General features: G+C 68.8%; 22 protein-coding genes. 10 read left to right on the plus strand and 12 right to left on the minus strand.

What is annotated here, in order from left to right; all coding sequences use genetic code 11:
- Nucleotides 1–81: 81 nt before the first annotated feature.
- From AJAP_RS02760 to AJAP_RS02770, 3 genes are all read right to left on the minus strand, one after another.
- Nucleotides 82–1,011: a nucleotidyl transferase AbiEii/AbiGii toxin family protein gene (locus AJAP_RS02760; protein ID WP_038507930.1), complete on the minus strand. Its 930-nt coding sequence runs from the start codon at nucleotides 1,009–1,011 to the stop codon at nucleotides 82–84.
- A gap of 73 nt (nucleotides 1,012–1,084) precedes the next feature.
- On the minus strand, nucleotides 1,085–1,777 hold the full coding sequence (locus AJAP_RS02765; RefSeq protein WP_038507932.1) for a type IV toxin-antitoxin system AbiEi family antitoxin domain-containing protein: 693 nt from the start codon (nucleotides 1,775–1,777) through the stop codon (nucleotides 1,085–1,087).
- Nucleotides 1,778–1,825: 48 nt separating this feature from the next.
- Nucleotides 1,826–2,422 (minus strand): TetR/AcrR family transcriptional regulator, encoded by a 597-nt coding sequence (locus AJAP_RS02770; protein WP_038507933.1) that lies wholly within the window; start codon nucleotides 2,420–2,422, stop codon nucleotides 1,826–1,828.
- A 342-nt stretch (nucleotides 2,423–2,764) separates the two neighbouring features.
- Between AJAP_RS02770 and AJAP_RS02775 the strand changes: the two genes are divergently transcribed.
- The 3 genes from AJAP_RS02775 to AJAP_RS02785 are packed head-to-tail and all read left to right on the plus strand — an operon-like array spanning nucleotide 2,765 to nucleotide 6,600.
- A complete protein-coding gene (locus AJAP_RS02775) occupies nucleotides 2,765–4,264 on the plus strand; it encodes an MFS transporter (RefSeq protein ID WP_038507935.1) in 1,500 nt (499 codons plus the stop codon).
- A 36-nt stretch (nucleotides 4,265–4,300) separates the two neighbouring features.
- Nucleotides 4,301–5,992 (plus strand): SDR family oxidoreductase, encoded by a 1,692-nt coding sequence (locus AJAP_RS02780; RefSeq protein ID WP_038507937.1) that lies wholly within the window; start codon nucleotides 4,301–4,303, stop codon nucleotides 5,990–5,992.
- 17 nt (nucleotides 5,993–6,009) lie between these two features.
- Entirely contained in the window at nucleotides 6,010–6,600 is a 591-nt protein-coding gene (locus tag AJAP_RS02785; RefSeq protein WP_038507939.1) for a TetR/AcrR family transcriptional regulator, read from the plus strand.
- 55 nt (nucleotides 6,601–6,655) lie between these two features.
- Here the strand turns inward: AJAP_RS02785 and AJAP_RS02790 are convergent, their stop codons facing one another.
- A complete protein-coding gene (locus AJAP_RS02790) occupies nucleotides 6,656–7,807 on the minus strand; it encodes a citrate synthase 2 (RefSeq protein ID WP_037348027.1) in 1,152 nt (383 codons plus the stop codon).
- 291 nt (nucleotides 7,808–8,098) lie between these two features.
- Here AJAP_RS02790 and AJAP_RS02795 point away from each other — a divergent pair, with 291 nt between their 5' ends.
- From AJAP_RS02795 to AJAP_RS02820, 6 genes are read left to right on the plus strand one after another with little or no spacing between them, the layout of a single operon-like run.
- Nucleotides 8,099–8,401 (plus strand): urease subunit gamma, encoded by a 303-nt coding sequence (locus AJAP_RS02795; RefSeq protein WP_038507941.1) that lies wholly within the window; start codon nucleotides 8,099–8,101, stop codon nucleotides 8,399–8,401.
- Between the two features lie 12 nt (nucleotides 8,402–8,413).
- Nucleotides 8,414–8,707: an urease subunit beta gene (locus AJAP_RS02800; protein WP_038507943.1), complete on the plus strand. Its 294-nt coding sequence runs from the start codon at nucleotides 8,414–8,416 to the stop codon at nucleotides 8,705–8,707.
- Nucleotides 8,707–10,428 carry an urease subunit alpha gene (locus AJAP_RS02805; RefSeq protein ID WP_038507944.1) on the plus strand — a complete coding sequence of 574 codons (1,722 nt, stop codon included), beginning with the start codon at nucleotides 8,707–8,709 and terminating at the stop codon, nucleotides 10,426–10,428. The genes AJAP_RS02800 and AJAP_RS02805 overlap by 1 nt, the downstream gene beginning before the upstream one ends.
- The gene (locus AJAP_RS02810; RefSeq protein ID WP_038507946.1) at nucleotides 10,428–11,102 is read left to right on the plus strand and encodes an urease accessory protein UreF; all 675 of its coding nucleotides are present in this window, start codon (nucleotides 10,428–10,430) and stop codon (nucleotides 11,100–11,102) included. The genes AJAP_RS02805 and AJAP_RS02810 overlap by 1 nt, the downstream gene beginning before the upstream one ends.
- Nucleotides 11,092–11,799 carry an urease accessory protein UreG gene (gene ureG, locus AJAP_RS02815; RefSeq protein WP_037348019.1) on the plus strand — a complete coding sequence of 236 codons (708 nt, stop codon included), beginning with the start codon at nucleotides 11,092–11,094 and terminating at the stop codon, nucleotides 11,797–11,799. The genes AJAP_RS02810 and ureG overlap by 11 nt, the downstream gene beginning before the upstream one ends.
- Nucleotides 11,796–12,500, plus strand: a complete 705-nt coding sequence (locus tag AJAP_RS02820) for an urease accessory protein UreD (RefSeq protein ID WP_038507947.1) — start codon at nucleotides 11,796–11,798, stop codon at nucleotides 12,498–12,500. The genes ureG and AJAP_RS02820 overlap by 4 nt, the downstream gene beginning before the upstream one ends.
- Before the next feature lie 57 nt (nucleotides 12,501–12,557).
- Here the strand turns inward: AJAP_RS02820 and AJAP_RS02825 are convergent, their stop codons facing one another.
- Nucleotides 12,558–13,649, minus strand: coding sequence for a lipase family protein (locus AJAP_RS02825; protein WP_038507948.1), 1,092 nt, complete (start codon nucleotides 13,647–13,649; stop codon nucleotides 12,558–12,560).
- Nucleotides 13,650–13,740: 91 nt separating this feature from the next.
- On the opposite strand from AJAP_RS02825, the gene AJAP_RS02830 reads away from it, so the two are divergent.
- Nucleotides 13,741–14,361, plus strand: a complete 621-nt coding sequence (locus AJAP_RS02830) for a TetR/AcrR family transcriptional regulator (protein WP_038507949.1) — start codon at nucleotides 13,741–13,743, stop codon at nucleotides 14,359–14,361.
- 72 nt (nucleotides 14,362–14,433) lie between these two features.
- On the opposite strand, the gene AJAP_RS02835 is transcribed toward AJAP_RS02830, so the two are convergent.
- From AJAP_RS02835 to AJAP_RS02865, 7 genes are read right to left on the minus strand one after another with little or no spacing between them, the layout of a single operon-like run.
- Nucleotides 14,434–15,027 carry a GTP-binding protein gene (locus AJAP_RS02835; RefSeq protein ID WP_038507950.1) on the minus strand — a complete coding sequence of 198 codons (594 nt, stop codon included), beginning with the start codon at nucleotides 15,025–15,027 and terminating at the stop codon, nucleotides 14,434–14,436.
- A complete protein-coding gene (locus AJAP_RS02840; RefSeq protein WP_034308529.1) occupies nucleotides 15,005–15,385 on the minus strand; it encodes a DUF742 domain-containing protein in 381 nt (126 codons plus the stop codon). The genes AJAP_RS02835 and AJAP_RS02840 overlap by 23 nt, the downstream gene beginning before the upstream one ends.
- A gap of 20 nt (nucleotides 15,386–15,405) precedes the next feature.
- Nucleotides 15,406–15,831, minus strand: coding sequence for a roadblock/LC7 domain-containing protein (locus tag AJAP_RS02845; RefSeq protein ID WP_005156032.1), 426 nt, complete (start codon nucleotides 15,829–15,831; stop codon nucleotides 15,406–15,408).
- The gene (locus tag AJAP_RS02850; protein WP_038507951.1) at nucleotides 15,828–18,464 is read right to left on the minus strand and encodes a sensor histidine kinase; all 2,637 of its coding nucleotides are present in this window, start codon (nucleotides 18,462–18,464) and stop codon (nucleotides 15,828–15,830) included. Before AJAP_RS02850 ends, AJAP_RS02845 begins: the two co-directional genes overlap by 4 nt.
- Nucleotides 18,465–18,466: 2 nt before the next feature.
- Nucleotides 18,467–19,255: an ABC transporter ATP-binding protein gene (locus AJAP_RS02855; RefSeq protein ID WP_038522269.1), complete on the minus strand. Its 789-nt coding sequence runs from the start codon at nucleotides 19,253–19,255 to the stop codon at nucleotides 18,467–18,469.
- Nucleotides 19,252–20,205 carry an ABC transporter permease gene (locus tag AJAP_RS02860; RefSeq protein ID WP_038507953.1) on the minus strand — a complete coding sequence of 318 codons (954 nt, stop codon included), beginning with the start codon at nucleotides 20,203–20,205 and terminating at the stop codon, nucleotides 19,252–19,254. The genes AJAP_RS02855 and AJAP_RS02860 overlap by 4 nt, the downstream gene beginning before the upstream one ends.
- A complete protein-coding gene (locus AJAP_RS02865) occupies nucleotides 20,202–21,206 on the minus strand; it encodes an ABC transporter substrate-binding protein (RefSeq protein ID WP_037348008.1) in 1,005 nt (334 codons plus the stop codon). Before AJAP_RS02865 ends, AJAP_RS02860 begins: the two co-directional genes overlap by 4 nt.
- Nucleotides 21,207–21,554 lie beyond the last annotated feature (348 nt).

A 21,554-nucleotide genomic window follows, 5' to 3' on the forward strand; every position in this document is an offset into this window, starting at 1 on the left:
GTCGATCGTGCTTCAGCGGGCGCTGTCCCGGGACGACCGCTGGACTGAACCCGGTTGTCAACCGATCGATGGACACCGGTGTCACCGCCAGGCTCGTTCTCCGGGGTTCCACCGCCCTGTCGGAGGAGTCGTGTGGAGAAGAGGGGTGATGAAAGCGTCCGCGAGGTCACGCACACCTTCGAGTGTCCGGAATTCGGCGGGGAGGGCGCGGACGCCTTGGGCGGCTTTGCGATAGCCGCCCTTCCAGGAACGAGGATCGGGGGCCTCGAACCTGGAGGGTGGAACCACGACCATTCCGCGTCCGCGGCGGCGGGCGATCTCGTCGTGAAGGATCTCGTGGGTCTCCTTGCCAGGCATGGGCGACTTCAACGCGAACAGGGCGAGATCGACGAGATCCTTGTAGCGGGTGGACGGGTGGCCGCCGACCTGATGACGCTCGTACATCGCACAGATCTTTTCGGCGACGTGGTCTTCGATCGGGAACATCCTGGCTTCCGGCCAAGGGGCGCAATCGCTGGTGAATGGAGGCTCCAGCGGCTCGGTGGTGACGGGCCCGCGCGGCAGGTGCCCGGAGGTGACGACGTCGACACGGACCCGGTGATTGAGGGGCGCGTTTTCGAACATCGCCATGAACGACACCTTGCGGGTCGGGCGTTCGACATGCGTCTGATCGGAGGTGCCGAGGTGGGAGAACCAGATGTGATCGGCGAGACGCAGCCTGGCCGCCGTCTTGAGCGCGTCGACGGCGGCATCGGTCGTGTTCTCCACGGAGAGCAGGTCGATGTCGGTGGAGTAGCGCGCGGAGGGCCAACGAACGAGTAGGGCTTGGCCTCCCTTCAGCACCCAGTTCGCGGCCTCGTCGCCATGGAAGACCCGCGCGATCAAACGTCGATGGAAATGCAACTGCAGTAGTTCGCCGGTGGAAGCGCCGGTCCGCTCCGCACCGTTCTTCGCTCTGTTCTTCTGGGAATCGAGATAACCGCGCGGTGTTCTCGGGCGCTGCGAGGGCATTCCTCCATCGTCGTGCGGGAGTGCGGACTCGATGGAGAAGGTGTCGCGGCCTGGATTTGCCGCTACGCAAGGGCTAAGGCCGCGGCGGCGTCGGTTGCCGGGCGAGATGTGCGGCCGATATGCCGATCTCGGCGAGTAAGTGATCGAGCAACGCTCCGCCGTCTTCGGGGCGGCGTACGCCATAACGCAAGGCATAGGGACCGATGCGCTCTGCCAAGACATCGATACGGACGAGGTCCGCCTCCACCGCTTCTTGGATGATCGTGGCGATATGGCTGCCGTCCGTGCGCTGGTCCAGCAGGTCGAGGATGGTGCGCAAGGCCGTGGTGACGGGTAGTCCGTCGATCGTCGTCACGTCGTCTTCGAGCAATTCCGCGGTCATGAGGCGCACGTTGGGATCTCGGCTCGTTCGACGGCGTGGCGTGGTCAGGACCACTCGGTCGTCGACGAGCTCGCCGAGCCCGTGCAATCGAGCGGCCGACCCGTGTGAGATCACTCCTCCGGCCGGTTCGAGAAGCGGACGCTTCCAGGCGGGTTCGGCGGCGTTGAGCATCAGCCAGGCCGCTTGCTCGTTCCTGGCTTCGGTCACGACGGCGATCGTCGCCGCGTAGACGCCGTGACGGACACGGTCGAAGTGGCCAGCTTTCTCCAAGCGATGCAGCGTGACGCCGTCAACGCCGGCACCCTTGGCCTGCCGCGATGTGACCAAGCCCCACTGAGCACTGGTGAACGCACTGAGCAGCAGTAGTGCGTCACTCGTCTTCATGCAGCGAAGTTTACCTCGCTTGACAGCGTTAGTTACGTCTAAATGTAACTAACGCTGCACTTGCGGAGCCAGGAGCGTGCGCACGGCGGCTTCGAGGGACGGAAGGAGAGCGGCCGGATCGGCGGCGGTGAGCATCCGGGTCGCGAAGCCGTCCGACAGGGCGAGGACGGCATCGGCCAGGTCGCTCGCCGCGAGGTCGTCCCGGACGTGGCCCTCCGCCTGCGCTTTCGAGATGTACTGCGTCGTGATCTCCGCGAGCTCGTCGTAGCCGGTGCGGATGAACTCGGCCCAGGACGGCCGGACGGCGGCGCGGGCGGTGAAGGCGTTGATGACGATCACCTCCGCGCGGCGCTGCTCGTCGAGCGGCATCGCCTCGAAAAGCAGGCGCAGCAGCAGGTCCAGCAGGTCGCCGGACTGATCGAGGTTTTCCCAGCGTTGCTCCAGGAACTCACTCGTCATGTCGAGGGCGAACCGGAACAGGTCTTCCTTGGTGGAGAAGTACTTCTGCACCGCGCCCGCGGACACCCCGGCTTCGACGGCGACCGAGCGCACGCTGACGGCCTCGACGCCTTCGCGCGCGACGATGCGTAGGAGGGCGCCGGCGATCTCTCGGCGGCGTTCGGCGCGGTCCACGATCTTCGGCACGGATGCATCCTCCCCTCTGTGCACCGGATGGGCCGGGTGGGTCGTTAGTGGCGGTTCGTGGGCGGGTTCGGTGGTGGGGTGAAGGCTCCCTTCGCCGCGTCCGATGCGACGAAGGGCCCCTTCACCTCGGGGATCACGTGACTTGAGCCCGTTCGTCGCCGTGGCGGGTGGCGCGAAGATGTGATTCGTGTGATCAGAAACGTGACTCGCGTGCTTGGACGCCGCACTCGAGTGTTCGGCCTCCAATCGCGCGAGACCACCTGGACCGGCTCCGCTCCGGCGCCCACCTTGCCCGGCCGCCTCTCTTTAGAATACAGTCGTATCCGAAAAGGGGGTACTGGGGTGAACGAAGTAGCACACAAGAAACGCGCCGAGGAGAACCAGCTCGCCGCCGCGCTGACCAAAGGACCGGCGGAGGTGCTCGATTTCCTCCTGCCGCTGTGGGTGGGGAGCCAGCTCGGCGCGTCGGCCGCCGAGGTCGGGGCGCTGACCGCGTTGGAGACGTTGGTGTCGTTCGTGGTCCGGCCGATCGCGGGCGCGCTCGCCGACCGGTTCGACCGGGGCCGGATCGCCGCGGTCGGCGCTGTCCTCTATGGACTGTCCTTTGTGGTCTACGCGGTGACGCCGGGCATCGGGGTCGCCTACCTGGCCGCGGTTCTCGGCGGCGCGGGCGGTGCGTTGTTCTGGGTCGCGTTGCGGGCCCGGGTCGGGGAGGGGCTCGCGGCCGACGACGGCGCGTTCAGCAAGCTGTTCGCGGCCGAGGGTGGTGGCACGTGGATCGCCTTCGTGGTCGCGCTGACCGCGATCGCCTGGATCGACTACCGGGGCGTGTTCTGGCTCGGCGCCGCGGCCTGCGCGGTGGCCGCGGTGGTCCTGCTGAACGCGAAGTCCGCGCAGGTGCGCGAGGAGGGCGCGCCGCGGCTGCTTCAGTTGGGCAAGAGGATGCGTCCGATGCTCGCGCTCGTCGCGTTGACCGCGATGGCCGAGGCAGGCGTCGCCCTGTTGCTGCTGATGCACCTGCAACGCGGGCATCAGCTCCAGCTCGGTGAGATCGCGGCGGTCTTCATCCCCGGCTTCATCGTCTACAGCCTGCTGCCCGACTACCTCCACGGCTTCGTCCGCAAGGTCGGCCGGACGCGGGTGCTCGCGCTGGCGATGGTGGCGAGCGCGATCTTCGCCGCCGGACTGTCCTTCGCGCCGAGCCCGCCGGTGCTCGCGGTCATGTGGGTCCTGTCCGCGGCGGCGTTCGCGGCGGCCATCCCGGTCGAGCAGGCGGTGGTCGCCGAGGCGGCCGGGCTGAGCCTCGGCCGGGCGATGGGGATCTACGAGAGTGCGACGCTACTCGGAGCGACGATCGGAACCTTCGTGGCGGGGCAGCTCTACGGCTCGGATACCGGATGGCGTGTCGCTTGCTTCGGCGCGGCGGGGCTTCTGCTCTTCGGATCGTTCGTGGTTCGTGGCGCCGTACGGCGTGTCGGAGTTGCGGAGTTTCCCGTGGAACCACGAAAAACGGTGTCACAAAAGGAAAAGTGGGCACCCCGCACGATCGAGGACAGTCCACAAGCGGCCGAATCGGTGACGGAGGAGGCGAACAGGCGCGCGAACCCGCTCCGCAACTGGGCGATCCACGCCGGGGTCTACATCGTCGCGCAGGCGGCTCTGGCGGTCGCCGGTTGCAGCTGGCCCATCGAAGCCTTGTTCGGCGAAGTGCACGAAGCCGGCTGGTACTGGAACTCCAGTGGTCACTGGCTGTTGAACCTCGGCCGCATCTGGACCTTCGTACTCGTGATCGACACCGTGTGGACCTTCGGTCGCGAACTCCTCAAGAAGCGGCCTTATTGACAAGTTGTCTAACATGACAGGATGTCTCACAAGTGGGTGACGGCCAGCGACGGTGTCCGCCTTTCGGTCCGGGTGACCGGCGTCGACGACGCGCCCACGGTGGTGCTCGTCCACGGCTACCCGGACAACGGCTCCATGTGGGACGGCATCGCCGCCCTGCTGGAACGCCGCTACCGGGTGGTCGTCTACGACGTTCGCGGTGCGGGCCGCTCGGACAAGCCTTCGGGACGCGCGTCCTACAAACTGGACCAGCTGTCCGAAGACCTCGCCGCGATCGTCGACGAGGTCCAGCCCGAGGGCAAGGTCCACCTGCTCGCGCACGACTGGGGCTCCATCCAGACCTGGCATTCGGTCACCGGCGACAGGCTGCGCGGACGGCTCGCGTCGTTCACGTCGATCTCCGGGCCGAGCCTCGATCACGCGGGCGCGTGGTTCCGCGCGCAGGTGCGCCCGAGCCCGAAACGGCTCAAGAACGCGCTCGTCCAGTGGGCGCATTCGACGTACATCCTCGGCTTCCAGATCCCCCTGATCCCGCAGGTGCTCTGGCGCACCGGCGCGATGGGCGCGCTGATCGGCCGGATGGACCCGGCGGCCGGAGCGCCGTCCACTTCGGACGGTCTGTACGGCCTCAACCTGTATCGCGCCAACATGTTCACGCGCCTTTCGCGGCCGCGGCCGAGGCCCGCCGAGATCCCGGTGCAGGTGCTCGCGCCCACCGGCGACAAGTTCGTCACCACGCCGCTGCAGACCGAGATCGAACGCTGGGCGCCGGACCTCCGGATCCGCCGGATCGTCGGCACACACTGGGTGGTCCGCGAGAAGCCCCAGGTGATCGCCGACGCGACCGCCGAATTGATCGACCACGTCGAAGGCGGTGAGGAGAGCCGCGCGCTCAAACAGGCCAGGACGAAAGGCTTCGCGCACAAGCTCGTCGTGATCACCGGCGCCGGCAGCGGGATCGGCCGCGCGACGGCGCTCGCGTTCGCGGACAAGGGTGCGGACGTCGTCATCACCGACATCAACGGCTCCGCCGCCGCCGACACCGCGAAACTGCTGCGGGACAAGGGTGCGACCGTTGGTGAGTACACAGTGGACTCTTCCGACGCCGAAGCGGTCGAGAAATTCGCCCAGCGGGTGAAGGAAGAGTTCGGCGTCCCGGACATCGTCGTCAACAACGCCGGGATCGGCCTGTCCGGTCCGTTCCTCGATACGACGGTCAAGGACTGGGAACGTCTCATCGACGTGAACCTGTGGGGCGTCATCCACGGCTGCCGCGTCTTCGCCGAGCAGATGCGCGAACGGGCCGAAGGCGGCCAGATCGTCAACGTCGCCTCGGCCGCCGCGTACCTGCCGTCGAAGATCCTTTCCGCGTACGCCACCACGAAATCCGCCGTGCTGACCTTGAGCGTCTGCCTGCGGGCGGAGCTGGCCGCCGAGAACATCGGCGTCACCGCGATCTGTCCCGGCATCGTGAACACCAACATCACCAGCACCACCCGTTTCGTCGGTGTCGACGACATCGAGCAGAAGCGGCGCCAGAAGTCGAGCAGCAAGCTGTACGCGAAACGCGGCTTCGGCCCGGAGAAGGTCGCCCGCGACATCCTGCGGGCCGTCGAGAAGGACAAGGCCATCCAGCCGTCGACGCCGGAGGCCAAGGCCGCGCTCGTTCTCTCCCGGCTCACCCCCGGACTGCTGCGGGCCGCGGCCAAACTGGACGTCACCCCGTGACCGGACGCCCACGCCGGATGTCGCCGGAAGCGCGCCGCGAGGACCTGATCCGCGCCGCGCTGGACCTGTTCGGCTCGCGCGCGCCCGAACTCGTCACGGTCGACGACATCATCGCCCGCGCCGAGGTCTCCCGGCCGCTGTTCTACCGGTACTTCTCGAACCTGCGGGAACTGCAGGTCGAGGCGCTGAAAACGGTGACCGAAGGGCTCATCGACGGCCTGGCCGGGCTCGAGGAAGGCCCACCGGAAACCCGGCTGCGGGCAGCCGTCCGCGGGCTGATCGACGTCGCCGACCACTACCGGGCGGGGTACGTCGCGCTGTTGCGCAGCGGTTCGGTGATCGCGACGTCGGAGACGGACGCGGCGATCGACGAGGTCCGCAACCGCGCCGTCGAGCTCATCCTCGGCGCGCTGGGAGTGTCGGAGCCCTCGCCTATGCTCCTGCTGACCCTGCGGTGCTGGACGGCGGTGGTGGAGGGCGCTCTGCTGAGCTGGCTGCAGGAGCGTTCCGTGCCGCGTGAGGCGCTCGACGGGTGGCTGGTCGATCAGCTGACCGTCATGCTCTCGGCGACCGCGGCGCACGATTCTTCCGTCCCGCAGATGTCATGAAAGGGCCGTTCAGGACGAAAAACGTCAGGAACGGCCCTTTCATGACACGTGACGGTCAGGACTGCTTCGCGACCAGGTCCCAGCCTTCGACGTCTTCCGGCTTCCGCGGCTCCGGCCCGACGTACTTGGCCGACGGGCGCACGAGGCGGCCGGTCTTCTTCTGCTCCAGGATGTGCGCGGCCCAGCCTGCGGTACGCGCCGAGCTGAACATCGCGGGCATCATGTGCGGCGGTACCTGGGCGAAGTCCAGGATCACGGCCGCCCAGAACTCGACGTTGGTCTCGATCGGGTGGTCCGGACGCCGCTCGCGCAGCTCCTTCAGCGCCACCTGCTCCAGCTCCGCGGCCGCCTCGTAGCGCGACGCGCCGAGCTCCTGGCAGGTCCGGCGCAGCACGCGCGCCCGCGGGTCCTCCGCGCGGTACACGCGGTGCCCGAAGCCCATCATCCGTTCCTTGCGGTCCAGGATGCCCTTGACCAGGCCGACCGCGTCACCGGTCTTCTCGACCTCTTCGATCATCGGCAGCACCCGCGCCGGCGCGCCGCCGTGCAGCGGGCCGGACATGGCGCCGATCGCGCCGGACAGCGCCGCGGCGACGTCGGCGCCGGTCGAGGCGATGACCCGGGCGGTGAAGGTCGAGGCGTTGAGACCGTGCTCGGCGGCCGAGACCCAGTAGGCGTCGATGGCCTTGACGTGGGCCGGGTCCGGCTCGCCGCGCCAGCGGACCATGAAGCGTTCGGTGATCGACTTCGCCTCGTCGACCCGGGTCTGCGGGACGGCGGGCTGCCCGATGCCGCGGGCGGACTGGGCGACGTACGAAAGCGCCATCACCGAGGCGCGGGCCAGCTGGTCGCGCGCCTCGTCGTCGGTGATGTCCAGCAGCGGCCGGTAGCCCCAGATGGGGGCGAGCATGGCTAGTGCGGCCTGGACGTCGACGCGGACGTCGCCGGTGTGCACCGGCAGCGGGAACGGCTCGGCGGGCGGTAGCCCATGGCCGAAGCGGCTGTCGACGAGAAGACCCCAGACGTCACCGAAGGTCACCTTGCCGGCGAGATCCTCGATGTCGACACCGCGATAACGCAGCGCGCCGCCGTCACGGTCGGGCTCGGCGATTTCGGTCTTGAAGGCGACCACGCCTTCGAGACCCGGTCGGAAACCGTCGTCGACCTGCTCGGACGGCTGATTGGTGCTGATCGTGGAGGTACTCACTGTGGTGAAACCTTTCGATGCGCATTCCCCGGCTTTGTGTTCATGCGTGGACGGGATACACGCAGCGAAGGCGCGCCTCATCGCACGGATGGACAAACTTTGCTCCACGTCGCGGCCCGGGGCAATCGAAAGATGTGGTGCTTTCGGTCACGATTACGAGAACGATTCAGTGAAAAGCTCGTTCGTACGCGAAGAGTTACGGCGACGTTCACTTTGCGTGTACCGGGCGCCGACGTAAATCCTGTGTTTCGAGAACCGGCGGCCGGCCGTTTCCGGTGATAGACCTTTCCCATGCACCTGAGCCCCCAGGAGCGGGACAAACTGCTCATCCACGTCGCGGCGGACGTAGCTCGCAAACGCCTGGAGCGCGGGGTCCTGCTGAACTACCCCGAGGCGGTCGCCCTGATCACCGATCACGTCCTCGAAGGCGCTCGCGACGGCCGGACGGTGAGCGAGCTCGTGGCGAGCGGGCGTGCGGTGCTCGGCCGGGCGCAGGTGCTGGACGGAGTGCCGGAGATGGTCGATTCCGTGCAGATCGAAGCCACTTTCCCGGACGGCACGAAGCTCGTCACCGTGCACGACCCGATCGTCTAGAAAGGGCCGCGAGTGCGACCAGGAGAGATCATCACCGGCGACACGCCGGTCGAGCTGAACCCGGGCAGGCCGCGGGTCCGGCTGCTCGTGCGGAACCTTGGCGACCGGCCCGTCCAGGTCGGTTCGCACTACCATTTCGCGGCGGTCAATCCGGGGCTCGAATTCGATCGCGAAGCCGCCAGGGGACATCGGCTCGACGTGCCCGCGGGAACGTCGGTGCGTTTCGAGCCGGGGGTCGAACGCGAAGTCGACCTCGTCCCGCTGGCCGGGAACCGCGCGGTGCCCGGACTGCGGAAGGCGACCTGATGCCGTCGATCGATCGCGAGCGCTACGCCGAACTATTCGGCCCGACAACCGGCGACCGGATCCGCCTCGCCGACACCGACCTGCTCATCGAAGTCACCGAAGATCGCAGCATGGGGCCGTCGGGCAGCGGTGACGAAGTGCTGTTCGGCGGCGGCAAGGTGATCCGCGAATCCATGGGCCAGGGGATGGCGACCCGGGCCGAAGGCGCGCCCGATCTGATCATCACCGGCGCGGTGATCCTGGACCACTGGGGGATCGTCAAGGCCGACGTCGGCGTCCGCGACGGCCGGATCGTCGGTATCGGCAAGGCGGGCAACCCGGACACGATGGACGGTGTCGACCCGGCGCTGGTCGTCGGACCGTCCACGGAGGTGCTGTCCGGCAACGGGAAGATCCTCACCGCGGGCGGCATCGACTGCCACGTCCACTTCATCTGCCCGCAGCTGACCGACACCGCGCTGGCGTCCGGTCTCACCACGCTCGTCGGCGGCGGGACCGGGCCGGTCGAGGGCAGCAAGGCCACCACCGTCACGCCCGGCGCGTGGAACCTCGGCCGGATGCTGCGGGCGATGGACGGCCAGCCGGTCAACGTCCTGTTGCTGGGCAAGGGGAACACCGTCCGGCACGAGGCGCTGCGCGAACAGCTCGCCGCCGGCGCGGGCGGGTTCAAACTGCACGAGGACTGGGGCAGCACCCCGGCCGCGATCGACGCCTGCCTGACCGTGGCCGGCGAATCCGGTGTCCAGGTCGCGATCCACACCGACACGCTGAACGAAGCGGGCTTCCTGGAGTCCACTGTGGACGCCATCGGCGGGCGGTCGATCAACGCGTACCACACCGAAGGCGCGGGTGGCGGGCACGCGCCGGACATCATCCAGGTCGCCGGGCTGCCCAACATCCTGCCGTCGTCGACGAACCCGACGCGCCCGCACACCGCGAACACCCTCGACGAACACCTCGACATGCTCGTCGTCTGCCACCACCTGAACCCGTCCGTGCCCGAGGATCTGGCGTTCGCCGAAAGCCGGATCCGGCCGACGACCATCGCGGCCGAGGACGTCCTGCACGACCTCGGCGCGATCTCGATGATGAGCTCGGACTCGCAGGCGATGGGCCGCATCGGCGAGGTGATCATCCGGACCTGGCAGACCGCGCACGTCATGAAACGACGGCGTGGCGCGCTTCCCGGCGACGGCGCGGCCGACAACCTGCGGGCTCGTCGCTATGTCGCCAAATACACGATCAACCCCGCGATCGCGCACGGCATGGAGCGCGAGATCGGCTCGGTGGAGGTCGGGAAGCTCGCGGATCTCGTGCTGTGGGAGCCGAAGTTCTTCGGAGTGCGGCCGCATGTGGTGCTGAAGGGCGGATTCCCGGCGTGGGCGGCGATGGGCGACGCGAACGCTTCCATCCCGACGCCGCAGCCGGTGCTCGCGCGGCCGATGTTCGGTGCGGCACCGGCGATCGCCGCCGCGAGCAGCTTCCATTTCGTGGCCCCGGAAGCGCTGGAAAACGGGGTGGCGGAGCGGTTCGGCATCGCGCGGAAGCTCGTGCCGGTCGCGAACACCCGATCCCGGGGCAAGGCCGACATGGTGCTCAACGACGCGACGCCGGACATCCGGGTGGAGCCGGACAGTTTCGCCGTGCACGTCGACGGGGAGTTGATCGAGCCGCGGCCGGTGACCGAACTGCCCATGGCGCAACGGTACTTCTTGTTCTGATGGATCTCTCTGCGGTCATCTTGGCCGATTCCAGGTTTCCCGGGGGCGGGCATGTCCACTCCGGCGGACTCGAAGAAGCCGTCGCCCGGAAGCTGATCACGCACGAACGTGACCTTCCGGGGTTCCTCTCCGGGCGCTTGCGCACGGCTGGTTCGCTGGCCGCGGTGTTCGCCGCCGCGGCGGCGCACGCGGCGGCTCGTAACGTCCGAAGTGGACACTGGCGGCGGCTCGATCTCGAACTCGACGCCAGAACGCCCTCGCTCGCGCAGCGGGAGGCGTCTCGCGCGCAGGGGCGGGGGACGGCGCGGGCGGGTAAGGCGGCCTGGCCGTCGCCGGTGCTTTCCCAGCTGCTGAAGGAAACCCCGCGACCGCATCATCCGGTGATCGTCGGAGCGCTGATCGGGGTGCCCTTCGACGCCGCGATGGCGGTGGCCTATCTCGCGATCAGCGGTCCCGCGAGCGCGGCCGTACGGCTGCTCGGTCTCGATCCGTTCGCCGTCAACGCCGTCGTGGCCCGCCTCGCGGACGAGGTCCAGGAGGTTTCCCGGCGGGCCGCCGAGGTCGCGGGCGACGATCCGGCCGATCTCCCGGCGCCGGGGTCACCGGCGCTCGATCTGTTCGCCGAGGCACACGCCCGGCATCACCAGGAAGAGGTGCGTCTCTTTGCCAGCTGAGCATGGTCACGGTCACGGACATGTGCACCCGGTCAACTTCGACCCGACCGCCGCGGAACCCGACCACTACGAGCAGGCGCCGACCGCCGGGCGCGCGTACCGGATCGGGATCGGCGGGCCGGTGGGGAGCGGGAAGACCGCGCTCACCGCGGCACTGTGCCGGGCGCTGGGCGACGAGGTGAACCTCGCCGTCGTCACCAACGACATCTACACCACCGAGGACGCCGACTTCCTGCGCAAGGCCGGGGTGCTCGACCCGGAGCGGATCGAGGCCGTGCAGACCGGCGCTTGCCCGCACACCGCGATCCGCGACGACATCACCGCGAACCTCGACGCGGTCGAACGGCTGGAAGAGCGGTTCCCCGGGCTGGATCTAGTGATCATCGAAAGCGGCGGGGACAACCTCACCGCGGTGTTCAGCCGGGGACTCGCCGACAGCCAGGTGTTCGTGGTCGACGTCGCCGGTGGCGACAAGGTGCCGCGCAAGGGCGGGCCGGGCGTGACGACGGCGGATCTGCTGGTGATCAACAAGATCGACATCGCGCATCTGGTCGGGGCGGACATGGACGTGATGACCTCGGACGCGCACCGGATGCGGGGCGAGCTGCCGGTGATCACCCAGTCCCTTGTGGACACTCCGAACGCGCCGGCGGTGGCGGACTGGGTCCGCTCGCTGCTCCCGGTCCGCGCGGGGTGAAGGCGCACGCGCGGCTGACCGCCTGCTTCGAGGGCGGCCGGACCGTACTGCGTGAGCTGCGCTCGATGGCGCCGCTCACGCTCCTTCCCAAACGGGGCACCGGTGCGACGGCGGTGGTGCACCTGGTCAACTCGGCGACCTCGCCATTGGGTGGCGATGAGCTGAAGCTGACCATCCGGGTCGGTGCCGGTGCTTCGCTGCGGCTTTCCGGGGTGGCGGCGACGATCGCGCTGCCCGGGTTGCACGGTGAGGGTAGTTCGTCCCTTGTGGACATCGCCGTGGACGATGGTGGGTCTTTGGAGTATCTGCCGGAGCCGACCGTGGTGACCGCGCGCGCCCGGCACATCGCCGTGCTGCGGGCCGCTTTGGCGTCTGGTGCCTTCTTGCATACGCGAGAGGTGCTGGTCCTGGGGCGGGCGGGTGAGCGGCCTGGCTCCCTGGTGACGACGCAGCATGTGACGCGGGGTGAAATGCCGGTGCTGCGGCAGACCTTGGAGATCGGGGACTCCACTTTGGACGCCAGTCTCGCGCATCTGGCCGGGCGACGGGTGCTGGCGACCGATCTGGTCGTCGGTGGTCCCGTGGTGCCCGAGGCTTCCGGTGAGTGGTGGTCGCGTACGTCGCTCGCCGCCGGTGGGACGCTCACGACTTCCTTGGCGCCGGACGCCGTGACCGCGCTGCGGGTCTTCGAAAGTCCGTGAAGGCCTCCTTGAGGGACTCTGGGTCCCTCAAGGAGGCCTTCACGGACCGACTCCCCGTCAGAACTTCGTGCCCAGCCAGGTCATCGCGACCGGCCCGCCCGCCGAGACGCCACCGATGTGTTCCAGCAGCGGGAATTCCTGCCAGGTGACGTCGGCGCCGAGGGCCTGGTAACGGTCGCGCAGGCCCTTGCCGACCGCCAGCGGGATCAGTTCGTCCAGCGACGCGTGGTACAGGAAGACCGGCGCGCCCGGTTTGGTCTTGCCCGCCAGGTTCTCGCCGAGCCTGGCCTGCCAGCGCGGGTCCGACGAAACGTTCGGAACGGTCGTGAAGTCGTTGAGCCGTGCGAAAGGCGCCGCCGCGCCGAGTTCCACGGTGCACGCTTCCTTGACCTTCGCGACGGCCTTCTCGCCCTTCGCGTTGAGCACGTCGGTGAACGGCAGTTCCGGATACGCGGTCGCGTAACCGACGGCCGCGCCGAGCACCAGTCCGAACGCCGGACCACCGTCGTTGAACTTCAGGACCGCGTTCAGATCCGCCGGGACCCCGCCTTCCGCGACACCGACCAGGTTGACGTCGGGTGCGTAGGACGGCTGCAGTTCACCGGCGAACGCCGCGGCCTGGCCTCCTTGCGAGTAACCGAAAACGCCGACCGGCCCGGTCTTGGACAGGCCCGCTTCGGGGACCCGGGAGGCGGCGCGGGCGGCGTCGAGGACGGCCCGGCCTTCGGACTGGCCGACGGCGTAGGTGTGTGTGCCCGGGGTGCCGAGGCCTTCGTAGTCGGTCACGACGACCGCCCAGCCGCGCGAAAGCGCTTGGCTCATCAGGAGGACTTCGTTCTCGGACCCGTTCGTCAGCCGGGTCGACGGCGCGCAGCGGTCGCCGAGGCCGTGGGTGCCGACGGCGTAGCTGACCAGCGGGCGCGCGCCCTTCGTCCATGGCGTGTGCGGGACCAGCAGGATGCCCGACACCGTGTTCGGCTGTCCCGTCGCCGACGTGGAGCGGTAGTGGAGTTTCCAGGCCTTCGCCGGGGCGGTGGCGACGACCGATTTGTAGTCGACCAGGTCCCCGGGCGCGCTCGGCGCGGCTTGCGCGGCGGGCGCGCCGATCAGGGTGGCTGCGAGGGCCGAGACCAGAACTGTCCGAAGCACCGTTGCCTCCAGTTTGGTAATCGAGATTTTCGCAATGTAGGCGCTGTTGCTAGCATCTGGCAATCCCTGTTACCGAATCGGGGGAGGTCGAGTGGCCCGCACCTATGGCGGGGTCGCGCCCGAGCAACGGCGCGCCGAACGGCGTGAACGCCTGCTCCTGGCGGCCCTGGACCTGTTCACCTCGACGGGCTACCAGCAGGCGAAGATCACCGAGTTGTGCACCCGCGCGGGTGTCTCCACGCGGAACTTCTACGAGGAGTTCGAGAGCAAGGAGAAGGTGCTGCTCACCCTGCACGAGCGGATCAACGCGCTCGCGCTGGAGCATGTCACCGGCACCCTGGAACGGCTGGAGGACGCCGACGCGGTCACCCGGATCGGGACGCTGCTGGACGTCTTCGTCAGCACGGTCACGTCGGATCCCCGGATGCCGCGGCTGAACTACGTCGAGGCCGTCGGGGTCAGCGCCGCTTTGGAGGCACAGCACCAGGAATGGGTCGACCGGTGGGCCGCGTTCATCGAAGCCGAGGCCCGGCACGCCGCCGTGCACGGCGTGGCGCCCGATCGCGACTACCACCTGACGGCGATCGCGCTCGTCGGCGCGGCGACCGGTCTGCTGCGCGAGTGGCAGGCGCACACCCCGCCGCTGCCGGTCGCCGACGTCGCCGCCGAACTCCGGGCCCTGATGCTCGCCGCGATCACCCGGCCCGCCTGACCGCCCCCTGCGTTTCGTCCTCTGAATGCGGTCCTTGCACACGCAAGTACCGCATTCAGAGGACGAAACGCGTCAGGAAGCGGCGGAGGCGCGCCGGAAGGTGTTGTGCAGCACGGCCAGCAGCGCGTCCCGCACGGAGAGGCGCTGCCGCGCGTCGAAGGTGATCAGCGGGACGTCCTCGCTCACCGCGAGCGCCCACCGCACGTCTTCGAGGTCGTGTTTGAGCGAGCCGTCGAAGACGTTCACCCCGACCACGAACGGCAATCCGGCCTTCTCGAAGTAGTCGACGGCCGGGTAGCAGTCGTCGAGCCGCCGGGTGTCGACGATGACGAGCGCGCCGAGCGCGCCCAGCACGAGGTCGTGCCACATGAACCCGAACCGGTCCTGCCCCGGCGTGCCGAAGAGATACAGCTTCACCTCTTCGTCGATGGTGATGCAGCCGAAGTCCAGCGCCACGGTGGTGGTGGTCTTCGACGGCACCTCCCCGCCGGAGCCGTCGACGGCCGCGCCCGCCGAGGTCATGGCCGCCTCGGTGGTCAGCGGTTTGATCTCGGAGATCGCGCCGACGGTGGTCGTCTTGCCGACCCCGAACCCGCCGGCGATGACGATCTTGACCGGTGTCGGCGGTTTGGCCGACGCCGGTTCAGCGAATTGCTTCGAGTCCACGAATGACCCTTTCGATCATGCCGAGGTCCTGGGTGAAGGCTCCCGCCGGGCGACGGAGCACGACGTAGCCGAGTGCGGCGAGATCCGCCACGAGCACCCTGGCCACGCCGATGTGCAGGCCGAGCATCGCCGCCACTTCGGCGACGGATTTCGTTTCCCGGCAAAGGGAAACGATCTCCCGTCGTTCGAAGGTCAGCCGCGCGTGCGACGCCGCGCCGAGCCTGCTCGTGAGCACTTGAGCCTCGATTTCGAGCGTGCCGTCCACCGGCTGCGCGCGGCCGGCGGTGAGCAGATACGGGCGTAGCGGCGAGATGCCCTGTTCGGCGCCTCGCGGCTGGGGTACCTGATCGTCGCTCATTCCCTTGTCCCCTCGTCAGTTCAGCTGCCGACGCTCTTCTTGAGTTCCTCGATCAGCGCGGGGGTGAGCACCTCGGTGGCGCGGTTGGCGAACATCGCCATCTCGTAGGCGATCGTGCCGAGACTGGCCTGCTTGGTGGCGAGCACGCCGAGCGAACAGCCGATGCTGATCGTGCAGACCAGCAGGTAGCCCTGCTCCAGCTCGATGATGATCTTGTCGGGCGAACCGAGCGGGTGGCTCTCGGAGACACCGTGCGCGAGGCCGAGCATCGCCGAGCAGATCGCGGCCAGCCGGTCGGCGTTGGCGCGTTCCAGTTCGGACGACATCGCGATCAGCAGGCCGTCGGCCGAGACGGCGATCGCGCCCATCGCGCTCGCCGTGTTCTGCGCGAAGCGCGTCACCAACCAGTTGAAGTTCCGGGCTTCGACGCTGACTCCGGTCGTCATCTCTTGCTCTTCTCTCTCTGTTCCATCTCCGGGTTGATGGCTTTCTCCAACCCGTCACTGAAGGCGTCGAACGCGGCACGCTCGGCCTCGGGGTCACGCATGCCCTTGGGCTTGGTGGTGTTCAGCGCCGCCCGCGCGGTCTGGTGCCGCGCGGCCGGACCTTTCGCCAGTCCCGGCGCCAGTTGCGCGCCGGGGACCCGCCGGGTGAGACCACCGCGGGAGGCGGCGGGCACCGGTGTCGGGGTCGGCATCGGCGCCGGGGCCGGGGCCGGGGCGGCGGCCGGTGGTGCTGGTGGTGCGGTGGCCTTCGCGAGTCCGGCCTCGAACCCGTCGAAGGCCGCCTTGGCCGCTTCTGGATCATGCCTGGACTTCTGCCGCGCCGGCGCTTCGGGGGCACCGGGAAGCTGCGCGCCCTTGACCCGCCGCCGCAGCCCGCCTCGGGTCTCGCCGGGATCGGCGGCGGTGAGCGTCGGCGCGGGAGCCTGGTAGACGGGCTCAGGCACCGGCGCAGGCAGGGGCGGTGGTTCCAAGATCTCTCCGTCGGTCTTGCGGAACCACCGGAAATCCTTGGGCTGCCTGCCGTCGCGCGGGATCATCCCGGCGATCGCGAGCGTCGGCGGTTCGCTCGGAGCCGTCTTCTGCCGCGGCTCGGGCAGCGACGGCGGTGCGGGCTCGTCACCCGGTTCCGCCGTCGGCCACACCGGCGGCGCCGGGACGGATTTCGGCGTGGGCGGCCGGTAGGTCAGCAGATTCGGCGGGACGGTGAGCCGCGCGGTGATACCCGCGCCCGGCTCGGTCTCGGTCAGCTCGACCTTGAGGCCGTGCCGCCGCGCGAGCCGTCCGACCACGAACAGCCCGAGCACACTGGTCGGCGCCAGTTCGAGCCGCTCGCGTTCGACCAGCCGCCGGTTCTCCTCGGCGAGCCGTTCCGCGGTCATGCCGATGCCCTGGTCCACGATCACGATCAGGCAGGAGCCGTCGGGCAGGATCTTCGTGCCGACGTCCACAAAGGACTCCGGCGGGGAGAACGACGTCGCGTTCTCCAGCAGCTCGGCGAAGATCAGCACCAGATCGGAGCCGAACGGCGACGACAGCAGGACGTCGCCCATCGAGCCGAGCCGCACCCGCTGGTAGTCCTCGATCTCCGCGAGTGCCGAACGCAGCGCGGTCGAGAGTTCGATCGGGCCGGAAATCCTTGCCTCGTCCCGGTTTCCCGAGACGACGAGCAGGTTGTCCGCGTTCCGGCGGAGACGGGTGGAGAGGTGGTCGAGCCGGTAGAGGCTCGCCAGCAGGGCGACGTCCTGCTCGTTGCGCTCCAGTTCGTCGACCAGCGCCAGCTGCCTGCCCACCAGGTTCTGCGTGCGCTTCGCGACGTTGGCGAACATGAGGCCGACGTTGCGCCGCGTGACGGCCTGCCGTTCCACCAGTTCGGCCGCGGTGGCCTGCACCCGGTTGAATGCTTCGGCCAGCTTGCCGAGTTCGTCCTGCGAGGACACGTCGATGGTGGCCAGCCGCGGCGCGAGCTCCTCGGCCTGCTCGGTGTCGGTGACGCGGACGAGTTCGGTGCTCGCGAGGTCCGCGACCGACGTCGCCGCCGTGGTCAGCTTCCGCAGCGGATCCGCGATCGACCGGCTGACCGCGATCGCGAGCCCGCCGACCAGCAGGAACAGCACACCGGCGCCGATACCGATCGTCCACGCCAGGTTCTGCGCCGCGTCCGCTCGCGCGGTCGCCGCGTCGGTGATACCGGTGGTGACCGCGTCCTGGGTGATCCGCCGCTGGTTCGACTGGGCGTCGACGGCGCCGAGGATGTCGGGCAGCAGGTTCTGCACGGCCTGCGGGCCCTTGGCGTCGGAGAGCCTGGCCTCCAGCGCGTCGACCCGGCGGCCCGTCTCACCCTGCTCGACCGCGACGACCTGCGTGGCCTGGGTGACGTCGGCCTGCTGCACGAACCGTTCGAGGAACAGCGACGACTGCTGCTTCGCGTCGGCCAGCAGCGGCGCCCCCGATTCGGGGGTGACCAGCACGATGATCAACGCCATCCCGCGCAACGAGTTCTCCTCGTTCGCGCGCAGCAGCGCGTCGAGCGCCGTCAGCTGCTGGGTGCCCGCCGCGTCACTGGTCTGCTGCGGGACGAGACGGAGCGCGTTGATGACCGCGTCGATCACCGCGTGATACGTCCGCGCCACGCTGTCGAGTGAGGCACCGCGCCGCAGCGCGTTCTCCCGGATCTCGTTCAGCGACCCGATGCGCACCAGCGCCGCCGCGAGTTCTTCCGGCGCGTCGGCGCTCAGCCCCGACCGCACCTGGTTCACCGTTTCCGCGACCACGCCCTGCTGCTTCAGCATCGCCGAACCGCCAGCCGACGTGGACGCGATGTAGTGCGCCGTCAGCAGCCGCTCGCGCTGCAGTTCCCAGGCGAGCGTGCCGAGCGCGCGCGCCTGCGACGCGACGTCGGCGGTGGTGCGGGCGGACCGGGCGTCGTCGATTTCCCCGGCGACGTAAGGCACAGACACCAGGACCACGGCGGTCAGCGGCAGCATCAGGAGCAGGTTGAGCTTGCCCCGGATGCCGAGTCTGCCGAGCAACCCGGACCGTGCCGTGCGTTCCGGCCGGGACTTCCCGTGCCTCATGGTCACCTTTCTCCCCGGCTCCGCCCGAGGTGTCCGCGGTGCTGTTCCCGGACGAGGTCTTCGATGGACGCGCGCAACGAGACGAACTCGGGCGCGCGTTTGACCGCGAGGTCGCGTTCGGCGGGCAGGTCGACCACGATGTCCGCGGCCACCCGGCCCGGATCCGAGGCCAGCACCACGACGCGCCCACCGAGGAACACGGCCTCCTCGACGTCGTGGGTCACCATCAGCACGGTGGTGTGCGTGTCGGTCCAGATCCGGCGGATCAGGACCTGCATGTCCTCTTTGGTCTGGACGTCCAGCGCGCCGAAGGGTTCGTCCAGCAGCAGCACGTCGGGCTCGCACACCAGCGCCCGCGCGATCGCGACCCGCTGCTTCTGGCCGCCGGAAAGCTGTTTGGGCAACGACTTCCGCAGGTGGCCGAGCCCGGTCTCGTCGAGATACCAGTCGATCCGGCGCGCCCGCTCGGCCTTGTCGATGCTCAGCAGTTCGAGTCCGAACGCGACATTGCTCTCCACCGTGCGCCACGGGTACAGCGCGCCGTGCTGGAACACCAGCCCGCGATCCGGGCCGGGCCCGGTCACGGCGTCGCCGTCGAGGGTGATCAGGCCCTCGGTCGGTTCGGTCAGCCCGGCGATCAGCGACAGCAGGGTCGACTTGCCGGATCCGCTCGCGCCGACGACGCAGACGAAATCGCCGCGCGCGACGTCGAGGTCGATCCCGTCGAGCGCGCGGATGGTCTTGCCACGGACCGTGTAGTCCTTGGCGACCGCTTTCAGCTGAAGCGTCATGCCGCCCACTTCCCGACCCTGGCCCGCAGGAGCCGCAGCGCGATGTCGATGACCAGTCCGAGCAGGCCGATCACGATCAGCAGCGCGAAGATCCGGTCGGTCTGGGTGAACCGCTGCGCTCGCATGATCCGCAGGCCGAGCCCGGCGGTGGCGTTGATCAGTTCGGCTACCACCACGAAGTTCCACGCGGCCGCCGCGTTGACGCGGGTCGCGTCGATCATCCCGGGCAGCGCGTGCGGGACGATCACCTTCCGCAGCACTTCGCCGCGCCGCGCGCCGAGCGTGTAGGACACGTCGATCAGGGATCGCGGCACCCCGCGGACGGCGTCGGCGATCATCAGCGTGTTGAAGAAGACCGTGCCGAGGAACAGGACCGCGACCTTCGACGGTTCGCCGAGGCCGAGCCAGATCATCAGCAGCGGGATGAACGCGCTCGCCGGCAGATAGCGCAGCATCGCGATGACCGGCTCGAACAGCGCCAGCCCCGCGTCGAACGTCCCCATCACGATGCCGAGCGGCACGGACACGAGGATCGCGAGCCCGAAGCCGAGCAGCACGCGCTGGGTGGTGGCCCAGAGGTCGCTGAACAGCTCACCCGACTCGATCATCTTCACCAGCGCGTCGAACACCGCGACCGGCGTCGGGAGGAACATCGGCTTGATCGTGCCGAGTGCGTTCAGCGTCACCCAGATCAGCAGCGGGATCACGAACGAGGCCGCCGCCAGCGTCCACCGCCAGCGGGCGGGGATCGGCGTCCGCAGTGAAAGCAGCGGGGAGGCGTTCGGCTTGAGGCCCGCCCGGCGGGGCAGCGGCGACCAGTCCGGTCGCGCGCCGCGCCGCTCTTCCTGCGCCTCGGCGAGCCGCTGCTCGTCTTCGAGACGGCGCGCTTCGGCCTCGTCAGCGTCGTCCGTCCGCTGAGCGGCCCGCCCCGCCGCGTCGGTGGCGCTCACTTCACCGCCTTGACGTACTGGTCGTCGAACAGCCCGTCGAAGTTCGGGCGGCTCTGGGCGAGCCCGTTGGAGACGATGAAGTCGGCGATCTTGCCCGCCTGGAAGTTCAGGTGGGCCGGGGTGACGCCGGGAGTGAACGCGTCGAGGTTCTGCTGCTTGGTGAAGATCGTGGTGCCCGCGTCGTAGGACTTGTACTCGTCGATCGACACCGCGCCGCGTTTCGCCATGATCTTCACGGCCTCTTCGCGGTTCTGCTTGATCCAGTCGATCGTCTCGAACCAGGTGTTCACCAGCGCCTGGACCTCCTTCTTGCGCTCCTTCGACATCTGCTCGGAGACGACCAGGTGGTCCGGGATGGCGCCGGGGAACTCGGCCGACGTCGCGATCGCGCGGCTGCCGGGGCGCTCGAGCGCCTTCGAGGTGAAGGGGGCGAAGGCGGCGACGGCGTCGACCTGCTCGCCGACGAACGCGGCCGCGGCGGCGTCGGTCAGCAGCGGGACGATTTCGACGTCCTTCTCGGTCAGCTTGGCCTCCTGCAGCGCGAGCAGCAGCAGGTAGTGGTCGACGGTGCCCTGCTCGACGGCGATCTTCTTGCCCTTGAGGTCGGCGACGCCGGTGATGCCCTGGCGGGCGATGATCTTGTCGTTGCCGGTCGAGTTGTCGTTGACCAGCACCACCGACAGCTTCGCGCCACCGCTGACCGAGGCGAGGGTGTCGTTCAGGGTCTGGCTGTTGGCGTCGATCGCGCCCGAGGAGAGGGCGTTGATGCTCTCGGTGTAGCTGTCGAACCATTTCAGGTCGACGTTCACGCCGTTCTTCTCGAAGAGGCCCTTCTCCTGGGCGACCGCCCACGGGAACCACCCCGGCCAGGCGCTGTAACCGATCGTGACCTTGGTGCCGGAGGCGGCCGTGCTGTCGGAACAAGCCGAAAGGGCGGTCACGCCCGCCAGCGAAAGGGCGCACAACAACGCCGTCATCAGACGGCGGGAACGGGAAATCACAACGCACTCCTGGGGAAGGGGAGTAACTCGGGCGTGGAAAGTTCCGGCTGTTCGAGCGCAGGACTGATCGACCGGTGTCGAACTCCCTCGGGGAAGCCCGGCCGGCAATGGCGGATGGCGCGGCCGCACACCCGGCCGTCCCATCCAAACCTCTGAACGTATTGGATAGAGGTGATCACCCCGTTGCTCTCGGCGGCGATCCTATCGAGTGGCGCAAGGTCTACCTAGTGTGATCGTCGGCTCTTGCACGATTCGCTGTCACATTCTGCTAAATCCGGCCGTTCGCCCCAATGGGCGGACTCTCGCCTGATGGACAACCCGGGCCCGGACGTCGTACGTCCATCGGGT

The sequence above is a fragment of the Amycolatopsis japonica genome, from assembly GCF_000732925.1.
GTDB classification, from domain to species: Bacteria; Actinomycetota; Actinomycetes; order Mycobacteriales; family Pseudonocardiaceae; genus Amycolatopsis; species Amycolatopsis japonica.